This window comes from Allokutzneria albata (genome assembly GCF_900103775.1).
Lineage (GTDB): Bacteria > Actinomycetota > Actinomycetes > Mycobacteriales > Pseudonocardiaceae > Allokutzneria > Allokutzneria albata.
On record NZ_LT629701.1, the window covers coordinates 8,465,187 to 8,482,007 of the forward strand.

Genomic DNA, 16,821 nt, shown 5'->3' on the forward strand with positions numbered 1-16,821 from the left:
TCTCTGATCAGTACACCTAGGTGAGGCTGGGGCGGGTGCCGCGGAGGAGGTACTTCGTCAGCGCGCGGCCCTGTTCGCGTTCGTCCACAGAGGACTGAGGCATCGGCCAGCGCAGCTGCTCGTAGAGCGCGGCCCGGTGCAGGTCGTAGGTGGACTCGAACAGCGCCGCGAAGGTCGCCGCGCGCGAGGGCACCCAGAAGCACGCGGTGACGCCGAGCAGCGCGAGCCCGATCGGCAGCGCCCACCACGACCACCACGTGAAGCCGCAGAACAGTGCCGCCCACACGAGCGTGGCCGTCGAGGAGTGCAACGCCGCGCGCGCCGCGGCCAGCTCGTCGCGCGCCGCCTTCGGCAGCACCAGCCACAGGCGGGGCCACGTGATCACCGCGTCCAGCCCGTACTTCTCGCTGACCCGCGCCTGCGCCGCGCTGAGCAGGTTGCCCACCCGCGTCGGCTGGTGCTGGGCCACGTCCGCGGAGCACCGGCTGAGCCGCCGCGCCAGTTCCACGTACTCGGCGCGCTCCTCATCGGTCGCCAGGTCGGACTTCACCGCCGCGGTCAGCTCGTGCCACTTCAGCTCGTCGGCCTCGACGCGCGCGCTCAACTCCGCGGTGCGCTTGCGGGACAACTCCTTCAGCGGCCCCGGCCACGGCCCCTGGAGCACCCGCAACGCCAACGGCGCCACCTGGTTCACCAGCACCGCCGAACCGACGAGCGCGCCCGCGAACAGGATGGCGCCGGGAATCGTCGCCAGCCACGCGGGCCCGCCGGGGACGAGCGCGAGCCCGCCCAGCCAGAAGATCAACGCGGGCACGCCCGCGCGCACCACGCGGTCGAGGAGCCTGCCGGAGGTGGCCTCCCAGATCGGCGTCATCGCAGCTCCTCCCGTCGGACCGACTTCCGACGTCACCCGTCCGGAGTCAGGAGATCAGCGTGCGCTGACCTGGGCGGCGTAACTGTGCTCCGTTCCCATCTCGTAAGCCCATTGGAGCCGGGCCATGACCAGCGTCAGCGCGGGGGAGCGGTGGAGGCCCGCACGACCAGCTCCGGCCGGATGAGCAGCGACCGGCCCGCGACCGGTGCGCCGCCCTCGATCCCGGTGCGCAGGTGCTGGAACGCCTCGGCGGCCATGCGCTCCAGGGGTTGCCGCACCGTCGTCAGCGCGGGCGCGTACAGCTCGGCCAGCAGGATGTCGTCGAAGCCGACCACCGAGACGTCCTCGCCGACCCGGCGGCCGGTGTCGCGGACGCCCGCGCAGACGCCGAGCGCGCACATGTCGTTCATCGCGACGAGCGCGGTCGGCGGGTTCGGTGAGCTCAGCAGCTCGACGGTGCGCGCGCGGCCGAGCTCGGCGGCGTCCCGGTCGCCGTAGCGGTCGTCCGAAGTGGACAGTTCGACGTTGGCGGCGGTCATGTCCAGTCCCGCTTCGGCGATCGCGGAGAGGTAGCCGCGGTAGCGCTCCTGCCGGTTCACCGCGCGCAGCGATCCGGAGACGTAGGCCAGCCGACGGTGTCCCAGGCTCAGCAGGTGCTGCGTGACGAGGTGCGCGCCGACGACGTTGTCCACGCTGATGTTCACCAGCGTCTCCGGGTCGCCCGCCTGGGCGGTGCGGTCGAAGGCGACGACGGTCAGGCCCGCGTCCAGCAGCGGCTTGACGTGGTCGAGCGAGGGCAGCGACGAGCACAGCACGACACCGCGGATGCCGTCGTCCCAGAGCTGTTCGAGGTAGCGGCGCTCCCGCTCCGGCTCGCGCTCGCTGTTGCACAGCAGCACGTGGTAGTCCTCGGCGAGCGCGGCGCCTTCCAGGTGCCTGGCGAAGGTCCCCCAGAACGGGTTCGCCACCGAGGGCACGACCAGGCCGATCGCCTGGGTGCGACCGGTGCGCAGCTGGCGGGCGGTGCGGTTGGGGCGGTAGCCGAGGCGCTCGATCGCCTCCTCCACCCGCTGCCTGGTCGCGGGCAGCATGCGCCCTGGCCTGCCGTTGAGCAGGTTCGACACCGTGCTCGGTGAGACGCCTGCGGCCCGGGCAACTTGGTAAATCGTCACACTGCTGCCGTTGCGCACTTCGGGACCCCTCCCAATCACCTGGTGAGACGGTATCAGCGACAGGTTTTCGCACATGGGCGTCGACGGTGTCACACCCGCCCCTACCCTTCCGGCACCGCAGGAGAGTAGATCGATGCACCACCCTTTTCCCCTCGCCGGGAGAACGAGGTCACGATGAGAACCGCTGCAGCGGTCCTGGTCGCCGCCGTCCTGGTGGCCGCAGGGGGAGATCAGCCTGGTCACGCCGATCTTCGAGGGGGCGGACGGGCAGCGGGTGCTCGGCGAGCAGCCGTCCGCCTTCCGCAGGCAGTACCCGAAGGTCAGGGTGCGGCCGGAGTACATGTGGGCGGCGGGCGGAGATCTGTTCACGCCGGACGGCAGCGTCGCGTTCACCAGCCCCGAGGCGGTGCGCGGCCTGGAGCTGACGACCGACCTCATCCGCACCGACCGCGCAGCGATGGCACTGGGGCACAACAACCTCTGGCTGGAGATCAAGGCGCAGCGGCCGGAGCTGATCACCCAGGACAAGAGGCACGTTCGTGATCATCGACGAGCGGCCCGCGATGTTCCAGCGCGGCACCCATCGCCTCGATGTCGGCGGACAGCAGGAACAAGCCCACCGCGCTCGCGCCGGTTCTGGCGGCTCATGTCGCCGTTGGGGCGAGGTCAGCCCGAGAGCCGTACTGCCGGCGGCTTTCGGTTCCCGCGCACCGTGTTTGGGGCTCACGGCCTTGGTCGTGCTCGCTCTGACGCTCGCGTCGGAGGGGGTTTTCGCCCCGCTGTTGTGGAGCGTCGGCATACCTGTGCTGTTGGCGCTGAGGTTCGTCTTTGATGAGAGGAATGTGACTGATGAAGCGTGCGATCCCCCTGCTCTGCGCCGCTTTCTCCGTGGGAGCCCTGGCCTCCGCGGCGCCCGCGGCCGCGGCTGACGCGGAGTGCGAGTACCCCGCGGACGTGCTCGACCTGAAGAACTGGAAGGAGACCCTGCCCACCGGCTCCGCCGGCAAGCCGAAGGAGGTCAAGCAGCCCGCCCTCGCCACGTTCAGCGCCGACCCCTGGTTCGTCGCTCTGCCCGGCTGCGACGGCGTCCGGTTCCGCGCCGCTGTGAACGGGGTGACCACGAGCGGTTCCAGCTACCCCCGTTCGGAGCTGCGCGAGATGACCAACAACGGCAAGGACAACGCCGGCTGGTCGTCCAGCTCCGGCAAGCACACCCTCGAGGTCGAGGCCGCTGTCACCAAGCTGCCCAACGACAAGCCCCACGTGGTGGCCGCGCAGATCCACAACGGAAGCGACGACGTGTCCGTGTTCCGCATCGAGGGGAACAAGGTCTACGTGACCAACGGGGACAACTCCAAGTACCACCTGGTGACCAGTGACTACCAGCTGGGGAGGAAGTTCGTCGCCCGGTTCGAGGTGAGCGGCGGGAAGATCAAGGCGTACTTCGACGGGAAGCTGCAGACGACCATCTCGAAGAGCTTCTCGGGTGGGTACTTCAAGACCGGTGCTTATGTGCAGGCGAATTGTTCGAAGTCGTCGCCTTGTAGTTCTTCGAACTATGGGGAGGTTCACGTGTTCCGGGTTGGTGTGACGCACGGGTGATGCTGGTCGGGGGTGCGCGTGTCGTCTTGGTGGGCGGGACGCGCACCTTCTTTTGGCTGGGCCTCCTGGGCGCACCGGTACCAGCCCGGGGTCGGCTTACGTTTAGTCGGGGGTTGCGTTTTCGGCTTGTCGGGCGCCTGGGAATCCACCCTTCAGAGCCGTGATCGTCTGTACTTCCCGGCTGAATGGGAGTATGTCCTCAGGTGGTTTTCTCGACGCGGTCAAGGACGCCCATCGCAAGCTGAATACCCGCGAAGGTCGACCTCGCGATCGCCCTCCGCGACTACATGGACGGCGTGGCGGATCGCGACTACCAGTACATCTGGACGTGCGAGAACCTGCCGGACGGGCGGCCCATGTGGACCACGCCGCGCGGGAAGGTCTACGAGACGGAGCCGGAGCCGATCGCGGAACCGGCTCCGTTCCGGCGGTGCTAGCCCTGGACGTGCTTGCGGAGCGCGGCCAGGGCCTGGTCGGCGTGGACCTCGAAGCGCAGCTCGCTCTTGATCACGTCGAGGAGGGTGCGGTCGGTGCCGATGATGAAGGTGTGCCGCTTCACCATCTTGATGAGGCGCCGCTTCACGCCGAACTGGGCGGCGACGGTGCCGTCCACATCGGATAGAAGGGGGTAGTCGAAGGTGTGCTGGGTGGCGAACTGCTTCTGCTTGCTCACGGCGTCACCGCTGATGCCGACGCGTTGGGCGCCCAGCTCGGCGAACTCGGCGCCGAGGTCCCGGAAGTGGCAGGCCTCGGCGGTGCAGCCACCGGTCATCGCGGCGGGGTAGAAGAACAGCACCACGGGGCCGTCGGTGAGCAGCTTGCTCAACGTGCGGGGCTCACCGTCCTGGTCGGGGAGGGTGAAGTCGGGGACGATCTCTCCGGGGCGCATCAGCCGTCCTTCCTCGGGGGCAGCGGGACGAAGCCGCTGGTGCGGGAAACGTACTCGGCGTAGCCGGGGCGGTCGGCCATGGCCCTCTCGGTCAGCGGGGCGCCGCTTCCCTTGACGAGCAACAGGATCATCACCACGGGGGACAGGACGGTGGCCGCGCCGATCCAGTGCGAGCAGGCCATCAGGTACAGGCCGGCCCAGACGCACGCGTCACCGAAGTAGTTGGGGTGCCTGGTGTAGCGCCACAAACCCGTGTCGAGGACGGGAGGGCGGTGCGGGTCGGCCTTGTAGCGGGCGAGCTGGCGGTCGCCGACGGTCTCGAAGACGAAGCCCACGGTCCACACGAGGACGCCGAGCCAGGTGAGCAGGCCGAAGCCGGGATTCCAGTACTGCCCGGCCTGGACGGGAAGGGAGACGAACCACATGATCACCGCCTGCAGCAGGTACACGCGGTAGAACGGGTTCCCGCGGATCTTGGTGTAGCGGGGGTCCTCCGGGCGGCCGTGGTTGCGGGCGTGGATGTGCCAGGCGAGCCGGACGCCCCACAGCACGGTCAACGCGGTGATCACCAGGTTGCCGAAGCCGGACAGGACGTAGCTCGTCACGGCGATCACCGCGAAACCCAGGCCCCAGAACGTGTCGATCGTGTCGAGCCGGCGGCGGCGCAGGGCGATCGCATAGGTGATCACGACGAGCAGCACGGTGACCGCACCGGTCACGGCCAGGTTGGTCAGGAACACCTCACACCACCTCCGGGCGCACGGCGAGGATCTGGTTGACACCCATGCGGTTCTCCTCGAACGCGAGCGAACCGCCGGCCAGGTAGAGGCGCCACACCCGCGCCTGGCCCTCGCCGACGAGCCGGACGAGTTCGGCCCAGCGCTCCTCGACCGTCCGCGCCCACACGTCCACGGTGCGAACGTAGTGCTCGCGCATCGCCTCGACGCCACGGATCTCGAAGCCCGCCGCCTCGATCAAGTTCACGGTGCTGCCGACGGGGCTCATCGTCATGTCGGGCGCCACATAGCCCTCGATGAACGCGCCGCCGCCGGGAGCGACCTTGCCGCGGGACATCTGCTGGATCAGCACCCGACCGCCCGGCTTGACCGCGCGGTGAAGGGTCGCGGTGTAGACGGGGTAGTTGCCGGCGCCGACGTGCTCGCCCATCTCGATCGAGGACACCGCGTCGTAGGGGCCGTCGGAAAGTTCGCGGTAGTCCTGAAGGCGCACGGTGACCTTGTCGGACAGACCGCGCTCGGCAACGCGGGACGCCACGAAATCCCGTTGCTGCGCGGAAAGCGTGATACCTGTCGCGTGCACCCCGTAGTGCTCGGCCGCGTGCAGGATCATCGAGCCCCACCCGCAGCCGACGTCGAGCAGTCGCATTCCGGGCCGTAGCTCCAGCTTGCGGCAGACGAGGTCGAGCTTGTCGCGCTGCGCGTCGGTCAGGGTGTAGCCGGGATCATCGCTGGTCCAGTAGCCCGAGGAGTACGCCATGTGCGGGTCGAGGATCTTGGCGTAGAACTCGTTGCTGAGGTCGTAGTGGTGGGCGATGGCGGCCCGGTCCCGCGACCGCGTGTGCAGCCGTCCGCGCAGCCTGGCCTCCTCCGGTGGAGCCTTCGGACGAGGCCCGGCGACGCCGAGCCGGACCGCGGCGCGGAGCAGCTCCAGCCGGTCGGCCGCGGACACCCGGGGCCGCTGCTTCCTGGCGAGCGCCCAGAACCGGCGCAGCCCCTCGCGGAGGTCGCCGTCCACGTCCAGATCACCGGACACGTACGCCCTCGCCAGGCCGAGCTCGTTCGGGTCCCACAGCAGCCTCCGCAATGCCCTGCGGTTGCGGACCACGGCGACCGGACCGTCCGCGGCACCCGCCGTGCTGCCGTCCCAGGCCCGAACCCCCACTGGCAGACCGCTGCCGAGCACCCGTTCGACCAGCTCCGCCAGCGTCTGAGCCACACCCTGCCGCTGCGACACCCGCGCTCCTCGATTCCGACGACTTTCCCCGTGTTCGTCGCGCGCGGCCGTGCGGATTGGTGGATCTCGAAGAAGACCAAACCGGAGCGCGCCCGGCCCCGAATGGCCCGTGTGCGCACACCCGACTTGACGATCATGGAAGCCGGTGCGGAGGTGGATGCGGTGGTCATCGTCCTGCACGGCGGCAAGGCCCGCAGCCGGGAGCCAGTGCTCCGGCGCACCCTCAGCTACCTGCGGATGGTGCCGATAGCTCGTGCCTTGCGCAGGCCGGGGACAGCGGTCTGGCTGCTGCGGTTCCGCGTGCGCGGCTGGAACGAGCCGGAGCTGCCCTCGGTCGCCGACGCGCGCTGGGCGATCGCCGAGGCGCGTCGCAGACATCCGGGGAAGCCGATCGTCCTGGTCGGACATTCGATGGGCGCGCGGACCGCGCTCCGCGTGGCCGACGAGGACTGGGTCCGCGCGGTGTGCGCGCTGGCACCGTGGATCGAGCCCGGCGAGCCGATGGGCGTCTTCGCCGGGCGTGACGTGCTGATCGTGCACGGGACCGCGGACCGGTGGACGAGCCCCGAACAGTCCTTGCGGTACGCCGAACGGCTGCGCGCCCGCTCGGTCCGAGTCGAGCACGTCGAGTTGCCCGGAGCGGGTCACTTCATGCTCCGCCGCGTCGCGGACTGGACCGGCATCACCCGCAAGTTCGTCATGAGGATCACGGAGGAGTGGCGCGATGCGTGAGCGAGTAGCTGTGATCGGCAGCGGCGTTGCCGGGCTGACGGCGGCCTACCTGCTGCAACGGCGCTACGACGTGCTGTTGTTCGAGCAGGACGAGCGCGTCGGTGGGCACGCGCACACCCATGACGTGCTCGCACCGGACGGCGGAGTGGTGGCCGTGGACAGCGGCTTCATCGTGCACAACGAGCGGACCTACCCGAACCTGTTGCGGCTGTTCGGAGAGCTCGGAGTGTCCACACAGGACTCCGAGATGTCGATGAGCGTGCGCTGCGAGGGCTGCGGTCTGGAGTACGCGGGTGCGAAGCAGTTCGCGGGTCTCTTCGCGCAGCCGGAGAACCTGGTCAAGCCCGCCTACCTGCGGATGCTGGCCGAGGTCACCCGCTTCCACCGGCACGCGCGGCGGGTGCTGGACGATCCGGACGCCGGTGACGTGACCCTGGGCGCGTTCCTGGCGATCGGGGGTTACTCCGCCTACTTCGTCGACCACTTCGTGCTGCCCGTGGTCTCCGCGGTCTGGTCGTCCTCCCGCGAGATCAGCAAGCGCTACCCGGCCCGCTACCTCTTCGAGTTCCTTCGCAACCACGGCATACTTTCCATCGGCGGTTCTCCGAAGTGGAAGACGGTGACCGGAGGCTCACGGTCCTATGTGGAGCGTGCGGTGAAGGGTCTCACCGCCGTGCACGCCTCGACGCCGATCCGCGCGGTGCACCGGGACCAGGACGGCGTGGACATCCGCGACGACGCCGACGAACTTCACCGTGCCGACCGGGTCGTCATCGCCACCCACCCCGACCAAGCGCTGCGCCTGCTCGGCGACCCGACTGAGGCCGAGCGCGCCGTGCTGGGCGCGTTCCAGTACTCCCGCAACGAAACGTGGCTGCACACAGACGCGTCGCTGTTGCCACGCACGGAAGGTGCCAGGGCTTCGTGGAACTACTTCAAGCCCGCGTGCCGATCGGACTCGAACGAAGTCGTGGTCAGCTACCACATGAACCGCCTCATGCGCCTGTCCGAGCCGTTGGACTACGTCGTCACGCTCAACGCCTCCGACCGCATCGCCGACGATTCGGTGATCGCGAAGATGGTGTACGAGCACCCGATCTACACGCCGGAGTCCGTTGCAGCGCAAGCGAAACTTCCGGAACTCTCCAGTGGTCGGACGGCGTATGCGGGGGCGTACCACGGGTGGGGCTTCCACGAGGACGGCTGCGCGTCCGGGGTGCGGGCGGCGGAAGCCCTCGGAGTGGACTGGACATGATCTACGACGCAGTCGTCACACACACGCGATTGAGCCAGATCCGGCGGCGGTTCTCGCACCGCGTGCACATGTGGCTGGTCGATCTCGACGCGCTGCCAAGGGGATTCGAGGCACGTGACCACCTCGGTGACCCCGGCCGCTCCATCCGCGAGAACTTGGACTCGTGGTTGGCTTCGCAGGGCATCGACCTCCGAGGCGGTCGCGTGCTCATGCTGGCCAACGCGCGCATGCTCGGCTACGTGTTCAACCCGCTGTCGGTGTTCTGGTGCCACACCCCGGACGGCGAGCTCGAATGCATCGTCGCCGAGGTCCACAACACCTACGGCGGACGGCATTGCTACCTGCTGCGCCCTGACCGGGACGGCCGCGCGGACGCCGACAAGGAGTTCTACGTCTCGCCGTTCTTCACCGTCGACGGCCGCTACGACATGAGGTTCAGCCGAACCGACGAACGGCTGGACATCAGCATTTCCCTGCGGCAGAACGACGAAGTCGTGTTCGTCGCGACACTGCGCGGACAACGGTCGACCAGGCGCAGGCGGCTCCTGATGCTGCCGCAGCGCGTGTCCGCTCTGATCTTCCGGCACGGGATCGCCTTGTGGCTGAGGCGACTTCCCGTCATTCCACGTGAGGAGGGGGTCCAGTGACCCGGGCCAGGATCGCCGAAGCCCTGTTCAGGAACGCGGTGCGCACGTTGCCGGTGCGCGTCACGTTCCCCGGAGGCACGCGCTGGGGCGCGGGCGGAGCGGGCGCACCGGTCATGCGGATCGTGCGGCCCGAGCAGTTCTTCCGCAGGCTCGGCGTCGACGCGAAGATCGGCTTCGGCGAGTCCTACATGGCGGGCGACTGGACCAGCGGTCACCTCGCCGACGTGCTGACCCCGTTCGCCCGGCGGATGGCGACGCTCGTTCCCAAGCCGCTGCAGGTGTTCCGGCGCTTCGTCGACCGCAGGCAACCCACCGCCGAGCGCAACACCGTCCACGGCGCGCGGCGGAACATCCACCGCCACTACGACCTGTCCAACGACCTCTTCGCGAACTTCCTCGACGAGACGATGACCTACTCCGCGGCGTGGTTCGCGCCCGGGGTCACCGACCTCGCCGAGGCCCAGCGCCGCAAGATCGACGGCATCCTGGACTACGCGGGCGTGCGCAGGGGGACGCGGGTGCTGGAGATCGGCACCGGCTGGGGCGAGCTGGCGATCCGCGCGGCGCGCAGGGGTGCGCACATCACCTCGTTGACCATCTCCGCCGAGCAGAAAGCCCTCGCGGACAAGCGGATCGCCGAGGCCGGGGTGTCCCACCTGGCGAAGGTGGAGCTGAAGGACTACCGCGACGCGCGCGGCACCTACGACGCGATCGTCTCGGTGGAGATGATCGAGGCGGTCGGCCGCGAGTACTGGCCGACCTACTTCGCCGCGCTGAACCGGCTGCTGGCGCCCGGCGGACGGGTCGGGCTCCAGGCGATCACCATGCCGCACGACCGGCTGGTGGCCACGAGCGAGTCCTACACGTGGATCCACAAGTACGTCTTCCCAGGCGGCCAGCTGCTCTCGGTGCCCGCGATCGAGGGGCACAGCCACCTGCCGATCGTCGAGCGCCGGTCGCTGGGACAGGACTATGCCCGAACCCTGCGGCACTGGCACCAACGCTTCACGGCCAACTGGAGCACCATCTCCGACTACGGCTTCGACGAGCGCTTCAAGCGGATGTGGGAGTTCTACCTGGGCTATTGCGAAGCCGGGTTCCGGTCGGGCTACCTGGACGTCTGGCAGCTCGGCTTCGAGAAGCGGGCGGTGGGGTAGCCCAAGATCATGGGCGAGGTTCTTGTCGGTACGGCGGGATGGACCGATCGCGGGCTCACCGAGACCGGGTGGTACCCGCCGGGCGTGCACGACGCGGATCGGTTGACCAGCTACGCGGAGCGCTTTCCCCTGGTGGAGGTCAACACCTCCTACTACGCCATCCCCAGGCCGGAGGTGGCGCAGGGCTGGGTGGACCGCACTCCCGAGGACTTCACCTTCAACGTCAAGGCGTTCTCGGGGCTGACCAAGCACACGGTGCGCTCGTCCTTCCTGCCGCCGGACCTGCGCCCCGGCACGGAGTGGGTCCGGCTCCGCGACCTCACCCCGGACACCGTCGACGAGCTGTGGGCGCGGTTCCTCCTCGCGGTGGAACCGATCCGCGCCGCGGGAAAGCTGGGGCTGCTGCTGTTCCAGTTCCCGCCGTGGTTCCGGCCGGGGGAGGCCGCGCGCCAGTACCTGCTGGAGTGCAAGCAGCGGTGCGCGCCGACGCGGATCTGCGTGGAGTTACGCCACTCCAGCTGGCTCAACCACGTCAACGGCCCCGAGACGCTGGCGTTCCTCTGCGAGCACGACCTGCCGTACGTGTCGGTCGACATGCCGCAGGGCCACGACGACTCCATGCCGCCGTTGCTGGTGGCGACCTCCGACATCGCCGTGCTCCGCCTGCACGGACACAGTCCACAGTGGACAAGCAAGGACATCGAGCAGCGGTTCCGCTACTCCTATTCCGACCGGGAGCTGGCGGCGTGGGCCCGTCGCGTGCGCGAGCTCGACGAGCCCGCGCACGTGGTGTTCAACAACTGCTACCGCGACGAGGGCCACCGCAACGCGGAGCGGTTCCAGGAACTTCTCTAGGACCGGGTGTCGCGGCGCAGCGGGTGGTCGGCGGGGACCTCCACCAGCACGATGCGCACCCCGTCCGGATCGCGGATCCAGCCCTCGTGCAGGCCCCACGGCTCGACCTTCGGCTCCCGCAACACCTCGACGCCGCGCTCGACCAGCTTCGCGAACTCCGCCCGCACGTCGCGGACCTGCATGTACAGCGACGTGCTCCCCGGCCCGGAGCCGTCGCCGCCGTGCGCGGCCACCTCCAGCAGGCCCTGGCCGATGAAGAACACCGTGCCACCGGGGAACTCGCGGAAGATGGCGAGGCCGAGCACGTCGCGGTAGAAGGCGCGGGAACGCTCCGGGTCGCGCGGGCGCAACAACACCCTGCTGCTCAAGATCTCCATGCATCCACCGTGGCAGGCGGCGAGCCGAACCGCATCAGGTGATGACGAGAACCTGATCGTGTTGGCACGCTCGTTGTGTGACTGGCATCGACGAAGACCGCCTCGCCCTGGCCGCCGCGCTCACCAGGGACGAGGTGGACGAGATCCTGAGCGACCTCGACGAGCAGATCGAGGTGTTGCGCGCCGCGCAGCAGCGGACCGAGGCCCGCTACCGGGAGACGGCCGAGGCGCACCGCAGGGAGAAGGTGCCGAAGTCGGGGCTGGACGTCTCGCACCCGCGCGCGGTGGTCAGCACCGAGACGATGTTCCTCGCCGAGCAGCACGACACCGCGACCAAGGAGTCCTACCGCAAGGTCGCGGCCTGGTTCGCCGACATCGCCGTGCTGGCGCTGGAGGAGGCCGTGCACGGCACCCCCGTCGAACCGGCGCGGGTGGTCGCGGTGATCAACCCGGGCCTGCTGTCCCGGCAGCAGCTGCTGGAGGTCGTCGGCCGCTACCGGCCAGGGCTCGCCGAGGACTACCTGCTGGAGGCCGACGACGCCCGGCAGGCGCTGTGGGGCAGCGAGTGGAACGACTACTGGCTCTGCAGGCTCCCCGAGATGTCTACATTGGACAGACTGCCGCGGTTGTCCGAGGAGGTCTTCGCCGAGATCCGCGCCGCGCTGAAGCGGGTGCTGCTGGCCGTGCAGTCCGGGCAGAGCGCGTTCGAGCTGGAGGACTCCGGCAGGCCGCTGACCGTGGACGAGCTGGCCAGGGCCTGCGCGCTCAACGGCGACCTGCAGCGGATGCCGGAACTGCTCAGCGAGTTCGCCAGGGCGATCAGGCGCGGCCTTCCGGTTCTTCGCGCGGCGGGGTGAGCTTGGCGAAGGCGCGCAGCGCGGCCGGGCTGACCTTCGACAGCGCGAAGCTGACCCTGGCCTCCGCGGTCACCGGGACCAGCGGCGCGTTGCGCTCCACGGCGCGCAGGATCTGGACGGCCACGCGCTCCGGCGGGTAGTTGCGCACCTCGTAGTTCTTGACGGCGCGCTCGCGGAAGGCGGCCTGCTCGGCCTCGGTCGCCCCCGCGTAGGTGGTCGTGCCCGCGATGTTGGTGTTGACCAGGCCGGGGCAGATCGCGGTCACCCCGATACCGCCGGCGGCGAGCTCCGCGCGCAGGCACTCGGAGAGCATCAGCACCGCGGACTTCGTCGTGGAGTAGGCGGGCAGCACCTGGGTCGGCGTGTAAGCCGCCGCCGAGGCGATGTTGACGATGTGACCGCCCTCCGCGCGCTGCGCCATCGCCGAGCCGAACAGGCGGCAGCCGTGGATCACGCCCCACAGGTTGACGTCGAGCACGCGCTTCCACTGCTCGGTCGTGGTGTCGAGGAAGGCCCCGGCCATGCCGATCCCGGCGTTGTTGACCACGATGTCCGGCACCCCGTGCTCGGCGATCACGGCGTCGGCGAAGCGCTGCATCGCCGCCTCGTCGGCGACGTCGACCTGGTAGGCGGCCCCGGAACCCAGGCGCCGCACGGTGTCCTTCGCGGCCACCTCGTTGATGTCGGCGACGATCACCTCGGCGCCCTGCGCCGCGAACGCCTCCGCTGTCGCCCTGCCGATCCCGCTGCCCGCGCCGGTGATGACGATCAGCTGTTCGGCGAAGGGTTTCCGGTGCTCGGAGACCCGGTGCCGGCGCAGCGCACGGGAGCTCTTCTGCGTCTCGGCGTGCTCGACGAACTCGTCGACCATCCGCGCCACCGCCTCCGGATGGCTCAGCGGCGCCCAGTGCCCGGCGGCCAGGGGGCGCCGCCACAGCTCGGGCACCCACCGCTCCAGGTCCTCGGCGAGCGCGGGCGAGACGTAGCGGTCGTGCAGCGGCGTGATCACCTGCACCGGCACGGAGGTGCGCCGCACACGGGGATTCCGCAGGCGTGGCCCCATGTTCGCGCGGTAGAGCTCCATGCCGAGCACGCCGTCCTTGGCGAGCACGCGGGTCGGCCGGTCGTGCTCGATCCCCTCCGTGCGCCACAGCATCCGCGCCCAGTTCCGCGCGATCACGGTGCGCCACAACAGCGCGGGCAACACGGGAAGGTGGAAGAACAGGATGTACCAGGAGTGCAGCTGCTGGGCGACGAGCTGCCGGAGCCCGCGCGGGGTCGGGCGGCGCAGCCTGCTGCGCGTCCAGTGCCCGACGTGGTCGAGGCACGGCCCGGAAATCGTTGTGTACGAAGCGATCCGGTGCCGCACCGCGGGATCGGTCACCGCCTCCCACGCCTGGATCGAGCCCCAGTCGTGGCCGACGACGTGCACCGGCCGGTCCGGGCTCACCGCGTCCGCGACCGCCAGCAGGTCCTCGGCGAGGCGTTCGACGCGGTAGCCCGAGCGCTCCTTCGGGCCGGTCGAGGTGCCGGTGCCGCGGGTGTCGTAGGTGACGACGTGGAACCGCTCGCGCAGGTGCTGCGCCACCCGGTCCCACACGTGATGATCGTCGGGATAGCCGTGCACGAGCAGCACCGTCGGCCGATCGGGAGCACCGCTCTCGTACACCGCGAGTCGTGCCGATCCGGACCGGACTGAGCGCATGTCGTCCCCCGACCACTAGTAGACGTCATGTCTAATATTGATGTGAGCAGGACTCGTGTCAATGCCACGCGCAGGCGACTGCCCGTCGCCCAGCGGAGGGACGAGATCGTGGCCGCGGCGCAGCGGCTGTTCGGCACGCGCCCCACCGAGGACGTCACGATCGAGGCGATCGCGGCCGCCGCCGGTGCCTCACGAGCGCTGGTCTACCGCTACTTCGGCGGGAAGCAGCAGCTGTACCTGCACGCGCTGCTGGCCGCCGTCGACGATCTCGCCCGGGTGATCGAACCGCCACCCGGGCCGCCGCTGTCGCGGTTGCGCTTCGCCGTGTCGGGCTACCTCGACTTCGCCGAACGGCACGCGCACGGCTATGTGGCGCTGGTGCGCGGGGCGACCCACAGCGCGGAGGCCGCGGAGATCGTCGACCGCACACGGGAGCTGATCGCCGAACTGGCCTTCGAGGGCCTGGAGCTGGACCGGTCCCAGCCGCGCCCACGACTGCTGCTCGTCGGCTGGGTCGCCGCCGCCGAGGCGATGACGCTGCACTGGCTGGAGCACCGCGAGATCGCCCGCGACGACCTCGCGAAGCTGCTCATCGAGAACCTGCTCGCCGTGCTGCCGCTGCCCGATCAGGGCTGACCTCAGCTGACGCCCGCGTGCTTCGGACCGCGCAGGTACGCCCACAGCACGGGCTTGGACTGGTCCTCCTCCTGCACCGGGCGGCGGTCCGCGTAGTGCGCCGGGCAGCCGCGCATACCCCGCTCGACGGCCTCGGGATCCGCGACGAACTCCGGCTTGAGGTGGTCGGTGTCGTAGTAGCGGTGGAACACCGGGGTCAGGCCGCCCGACACCGGCGGGACGATCCAGCTCCAGTCGGCGGGGCACTTGCGGCCCGCGCGTTCCTCCTTGGCGATGTGCTTGAGGAAGTGCTGCGACTCGGTGTGGTGATCGGTGATCGTCACACCCGCCTCGGCGTAGGAGTGCAGCACCGCGCGGTTGAGCTCCACCAGCGCGCGGTCCCGCCACAGGGTCGTCTCGCTGCTCGTGTCCAGCCCCAGCCGCTCGGCCAGCTCCGGCAGCACGGCGTAGCGGTCGGCGTCGGCGAGGTTGCGCGCGCCGATCTCGGTGCCCATGTACCAGCCGTTGAACGGCGCGGCCGGGTAGGAGACGCCGCCGATGACCATGCGCATGTTGCTGATCGCCGGGACCGCGTGCCAGCGCAGCCCCATCTCGGCGAACCACGGGTGGTCGGGATGGGTCAGGCGGACCTCGTCCACCGCCGTCCTCGGCAGCGGGAACAGCCTCGGCCCCTCCTCCGGGGTCTCCACCACCAGCGGCAGCACGTCGAAGCGGCCGCGCTCCCTCGGCGGCTGCCAGCCCATCGACGTCACGGTGCTGGTGAAGTCCACGTAGCGCGGATCGCCGAGCACCTTGCCGTCCGCGTCGCGGTAGCCCGCGTAGCGGATCAGCTGCTCGTTCCAGATCCGCGGCGCGGGCCTGCCGGGCGCCTCGGGGGCGAAGATCGTGATCAGCGGGCGCAGCCTGCCGCGGTTGTGCGCCAGCCGCAGGTGCTCGACGCACTGCGTGGCCACCTCGGTCGCGCTGCGCACCGCCCGCATGTCGCGCACGCGGAGGCTGCGCCAGTACAGCCTGCCGATGCAGCGCGCGGCGTTGCGCCAGGCCACCCGCGCGCCGAAGGAGAGCTCGGCGGTGGTGTGCTGGTAGGACCCGGTCATCTCGATCTCGGTGCGGACCCAGGCCACCCGGCGCTCGACCGGCCCGGCGTCGGGGTTCTCGCCGTGGAAGATCCTCAGGAACTCCTCGGCCTCGTCGGCGTCAACGACCTCGTCGCCGGTGGGCGCCTCGGTCGGAGCTGCCAGGTGCGGGGGCAGCGCCCAGGTTCCGGCGTGCGCTCCGGTGTCGTCAGCCACCGCGTGAACCTATACGCCCGGTCGATCACCCGTCACCGCTGTCCGGGTAGCCGAGAAACCGAAGATCGCTCACTCTCGGCAGTCGTGTCAGTGCTGGTCACCCTGGTGAGCGAGCTGCGCCACGGCCTCGTTCACCGGGACGTCACCGGCCGTCACCTCGACCTGCCGGTGGATCGTTTCCGGGGCGTCGAGTAGCGCCAGCAGCACCAGCGCCACGTCTTCCCTGGTGATCGCGCCCCGCGGCAGCTTCTCGGCGATGGTCACCCGCCCGGTCGCCGGCTCGTTGGTCAACGCGCCCGGCCGCAGCACCGTCCAGTCGAGGTCGCGGCCCCGGATGTCGGCGTCGGCGGCGCTCTTCGCACGCAGGTACGTGGCGAAGGTCTCGTCCATCTCCGGCGGCGGCGTGATGTCGGCGTTCATCGCCGAGATCATCAGGTAGCGCCGCACCCCGGCGAGCTCGGCGCCGTCGGCCAGCAGCGCCGCCGCGTCCCGGTCCACCGTCAGCTTGCGCGCGGCCCCGCTGCCCGGCCCGGCTCCCGCCGCGAAGACCACCGCGTCCGCGCCCCGCACCACGTCACGGACCTGTTCGGCCGTCGCCGACTCCAGGTCCAGCACCACCGGTTCGACCCCCGCCGCCCGCAGGTCCTCGGCGTGGGCGGGGTTGCGGATGATGCCGACCGGGGTGTCCCCGCGCGCGGCGAGCCCGCGTTCGAGGTGGAGGGCGATCTGTCCGTGGCCGCCGGCGATGACGATGCGCATACGGCCCAGGCTAGTGATCGGGATCAGGATCCACCGGG

18 protein-coding genes are annotated in these 16,821 nt (G+C 70.0%); 9 read left to right on the plus strand and 9 right to left on the minus strand.

Going from position 1 to position 16,821, the window contains the following annotated elements; all coding sequences use genetic code 11:
* Positions 1 to 16 precede the first annotated feature (16 nt).
* Both BLT28_RS38935 and BLT28_RS38940 read right to left on the minus strand, forming a co-directional pair.
* Positions 17 to 874: a hypothetical protein gene (locus tag BLT28_RS38935; protein WP_030432046.1), complete on the minus strand. Its 858-nt coding sequence runs from the start codon at positions 872 to 874 to the stop codon at positions 17 to 19.
* 134 nt (positions 875 to 1,008) lie between these two features.
* Positions 1,009 to 2,046, minus strand: coding sequence for a LacI family DNA-binding transcriptional regulator (locus BLT28_RS38940; RefSeq protein WP_043813215.1), 1,038 nt, complete (start codon positions 2,044 to 2,046; stop codon positions 1,009 to 1,011).
* Positions 2,047 to 2,895: 849 nt separating this feature from the next.
* Here BLT28_RS38940 and BLT28_RS38945 point away from each other — a divergent pair.
* Together BLT28_RS38945 and BLT28_RS40695 are read left to right on the plus strand one after the other, a co-directional pair.
* Positions 2,896 to 3,648, plus strand: a complete 753-nt coding sequence (locus tag BLT28_RS38945; RefSeq protein WP_030432044.1) for a polysaccharide lyase family 7 protein — start codon at positions 2,896 to 2,898, stop codon at positions 3,646 to 3,648.
* A gap of 296 nt (positions 3,649 to 3,944) precedes the next feature.
* Positions 3,945 to 4,085: a hypothetical protein gene (locus BLT28_RS40695; protein ID WP_156051409.1), complete on the plus strand. Its 141-nt coding sequence runs from the start codon at positions 3,945 to 3,947 to the stop codon at positions 4,083 to 4,085.
* On the opposite strand, the gene BLT28_RS38950 is transcribed toward BLT28_RS40695, so the two are convergent.
* Genes BLT28_RS38950 through BLT28_RS38960 form a run of 3 tightly spaced genes read right to left on the minus strand, consistent with a single transcriptional unit; the run spans position 4,082 to position 6,511 of the window.
* On the minus strand, positions 4,082 to 4,537 hold the full coding sequence (locus BLT28_RS38950) for a peroxiredoxin (RefSeq protein ID WP_030432043.1): 456 nt from the start codon (positions 4,535 to 4,537) through the stop codon (positions 4,082 to 4,084). The two genes, BLT28_RS40695 and BLT28_RS38950, sit on opposite strands and share 4 nt — an antisense overlap.
* Positions 4,537 to 5,277 carry a DUF1295 domain-containing protein gene (locus tag BLT28_RS38955; RefSeq protein WP_030432042.1) on the minus strand — a complete coding sequence of 247 codons (741 nt, stop codon included), beginning with the start codon at positions 5,275 to 5,277 and terminating at the stop codon, positions 4,537 to 4,539. The genes BLT28_RS38950 and BLT28_RS38955 overlap by 1 nt, the downstream gene beginning before the upstream one ends.
* A gap of 1 nt (position 5,278) precedes the next feature.
* Positions 5,279 to 6,511 carry an SAM-dependent methyltransferase gene (locus tag BLT28_RS38960; protein ID WP_156051407.1) on the minus strand — a complete coding sequence of 411 codons (1,233 nt, stop codon included), beginning with the start codon at positions 6,509 to 6,511 and terminating at the stop codon, positions 5,279 to 5,281.
* Positions 6,512 to 6,622: 111 nt separating this feature from the next.
* On the opposite strand from BLT28_RS38960, the gene BLT28_RS38965 reads away from it, so the two are divergent.
* The 5 genes from BLT28_RS38965 to BLT28_RS38985 are packed head-to-tail and all read left to right on the plus strand — an operon-like array spanning position 6,623 to position 11,157.
* Entirely contained in the window at positions 6,623 to 7,243 is a 621-nt protein-coding gene (locus tag BLT28_RS38965) for an alpha/beta hydrolase (RefSeq protein ID WP_231950562.1), read from the plus strand.
* Positions 7,236 to 8,498 (plus strand): NAD(P)/FAD-dependent oxidoreductase, encoded by a 1,263-nt coding sequence (locus tag BLT28_RS38970; RefSeq protein ID WP_030432039.1) that lies wholly within the window; start codon positions 7,236 to 7,238, stop codon positions 8,496 to 8,498. The genes BLT28_RS38965 and BLT28_RS38970 overlap by 8 nt, the downstream gene beginning before the upstream one ends.
* On the plus strand, positions 8,495 to 9,145 hold the full coding sequence (locus tag BLT28_RS38975; RefSeq protein ID WP_030432038.1) for a DUF1365 domain-containing protein: 651 nt from the start codon (positions 8,495 to 8,497) through the stop codon (positions 9,143 to 9,145). Before BLT28_RS38970 ends, BLT28_RS38975 begins: the two co-directional genes overlap by 4 nt.
* Positions 9,142 to 10,302 carry an SAM-dependent methyltransferase gene (locus BLT28_RS38980; RefSeq protein ID WP_052407835.1) on the plus strand — a complete coding sequence of 387 codons (1,161 nt, stop codon included), beginning with the start codon at positions 9,142 to 9,144 and terminating at the stop codon, positions 10,300 to 10,302. Before BLT28_RS38975 ends, BLT28_RS38980 begins: the two co-directional genes overlap by 4 nt.
* 9 nt (positions 10,303 to 10,311) lie before the next feature.
* Positions 10,312 to 11,157, plus strand: coding sequence for a DUF72 domain-containing protein (locus BLT28_RS38985; RefSeq protein ID WP_030432036.1), 846 nt, complete (start codon positions 10,312 to 10,314; stop codon positions 11,155 to 11,157).
* Here BLT28_RS38985 and BLT28_RS38990 read toward each other — a convergent pair.
* The gene (locus tag BLT28_RS38990; RefSeq protein ID WP_030432035.1) at positions 11,154 to 11,534 is read right to left on the minus strand and encodes a VOC family protein; all 381 of its coding nucleotides are present in this window, start codon (positions 11,532 to 11,534) and stop codon (positions 11,154 to 11,156) included. The genes BLT28_RS38985 and BLT28_RS38990 overlap by 4 nt on opposite strands.
* Positions 11,535 to 11,611: 77 nt before the next feature.
* On the opposite strand from BLT28_RS38990, the gene BLT28_RS38995 reads away from it, so the two are divergent.
* Positions 11,612 to 12,391, plus strand: coding sequence for a hypothetical protein (locus tag BLT28_RS38995; protein ID WP_030432034.1), 780 nt, complete (start codon positions 11,612 to 11,614; stop codon positions 12,389 to 12,391).
* On the opposite strand, the gene BLT28_RS39000 is transcribed toward BLT28_RS38995, so the two are convergent.
* Positions 12,354 to 14,096: an SDR family oxidoreductase gene (locus BLT28_RS39000; RefSeq protein WP_030432033.1), complete on the minus strand. Its 1,743-nt coding sequence runs from the start codon at positions 14,094 to 14,096 to the stop codon at positions 12,354 to 12,356. The two genes, BLT28_RS38995 and BLT28_RS39000, sit on opposite strands and share 38 nt — an antisense overlap.
* Before the next feature lie 42 nt (positions 14,097 to 14,138).
* Here BLT28_RS39000 and BLT28_RS39005 point away from each other — a divergent pair, with 42 nt between their 5' ends.
* Positions 14,139 to 14,732 carry a TetR/AcrR family transcriptional regulator gene (locus tag BLT28_RS39005; protein WP_030432032.1) on the plus strand — a complete coding sequence of 198 codons (594 nt, stop codon included), beginning with the start codon at positions 14,139 to 14,141 and terminating at the stop codon, positions 14,730 to 14,732.
* Positions 14,733 to 14,734: 2 nt separating this feature from the next.
* Here BLT28_RS39005 and BLT28_RS39010 read toward each other — a convergent pair whose 3' ends face one another.
* Together BLT28_RS39010 and BLT28_RS39015 are read right to left on the minus strand one after the other, a co-directional pair.
* Positions 14,735 to 16,024, minus strand: coding sequence for a nitric oxide synthase oxygenase (locus BLT28_RS39010; RefSeq protein ID WP_197683938.1), 1,290 nt, complete (start codon positions 16,022 to 16,024; stop codon positions 14,735 to 14,737).
* 87 nt (positions 16,025 to 16,111) lie between these two features.
* Positions 16,112 to 16,783 (minus strand): NAD(P)-binding oxidoreductase, encoded by a 672-nt coding sequence (locus BLT28_RS39015; protein ID WP_030432030.1) that lies wholly within the window; start codon positions 16,781 to 16,783, stop codon positions 16,112 to 16,114.
* Positions 16,784 to 16,821 lie beyond the last annotated feature (38 nt).

Coding starts and splice junctions, on each gene's coding strand:
- BLT28_RS38935 (WP_030432046.1), bottom strand. CDS start 874: ATGACGCCGATCTGGGAGGCCACCTCCGGCAGGCTCCTCGACCGCGTG.
- BLT28_RS38945 (WP_030432044.1), top strand. CDS start 2,896: ATGAAGCGTGCGATCCCCCTGCTCTGCGCCGCTTTCTCCGTGGGAGCC.
- BLT28_RS38950 (WP_030432043.1), bottom strand. CDS start 4,537: ATGCGCCCCGGAGAGATCGTCCCCGACTTCACCCTCCCCGACCAGGAC.
- BLT28_RS38970 (WP_030432039.1), top strand. CDS start 7,236: ATGCGTGAGCGAGTAGCTGTGATCGGCAGCGGCGTTGCCGGGCTGACG.
- BLT28_RS38975 (WP_030432038.1), top strand. CDS start 8,495: ATGATCTACGACGCAGTCGTCACACACACGCGATTGAGCCAGATCCGG.
- BLT28_RS38985 (WP_030432036.1), top strand. CDS start 10,312: ATGGGCGAGGTTCTTGTCGGTACGGCGGGATGGACCGATCGCGGGCTC.
- BLT28_RS38990 (WP_030432035.1), bottom strand. CDS start 11,534: ATGGAGATCTTGAGCAGCAGGGTGTTGTTGCGCCCGCGCGACCCGGAG.
- BLT28_RS39000 (WP_030432033.1), bottom strand. CDS start 14,096: ATGCGCTCAGTCCGGTCCGGATCGGCACGACTCGCGGTGTACGAGAGC.
- BLT28_RS39015 (WP_030432030.1), bottom strand. CDS start 16,783: ATGCGCATCGTCATCGCCGGCGGCCACGGACAGATCGCCCTCCACCTC.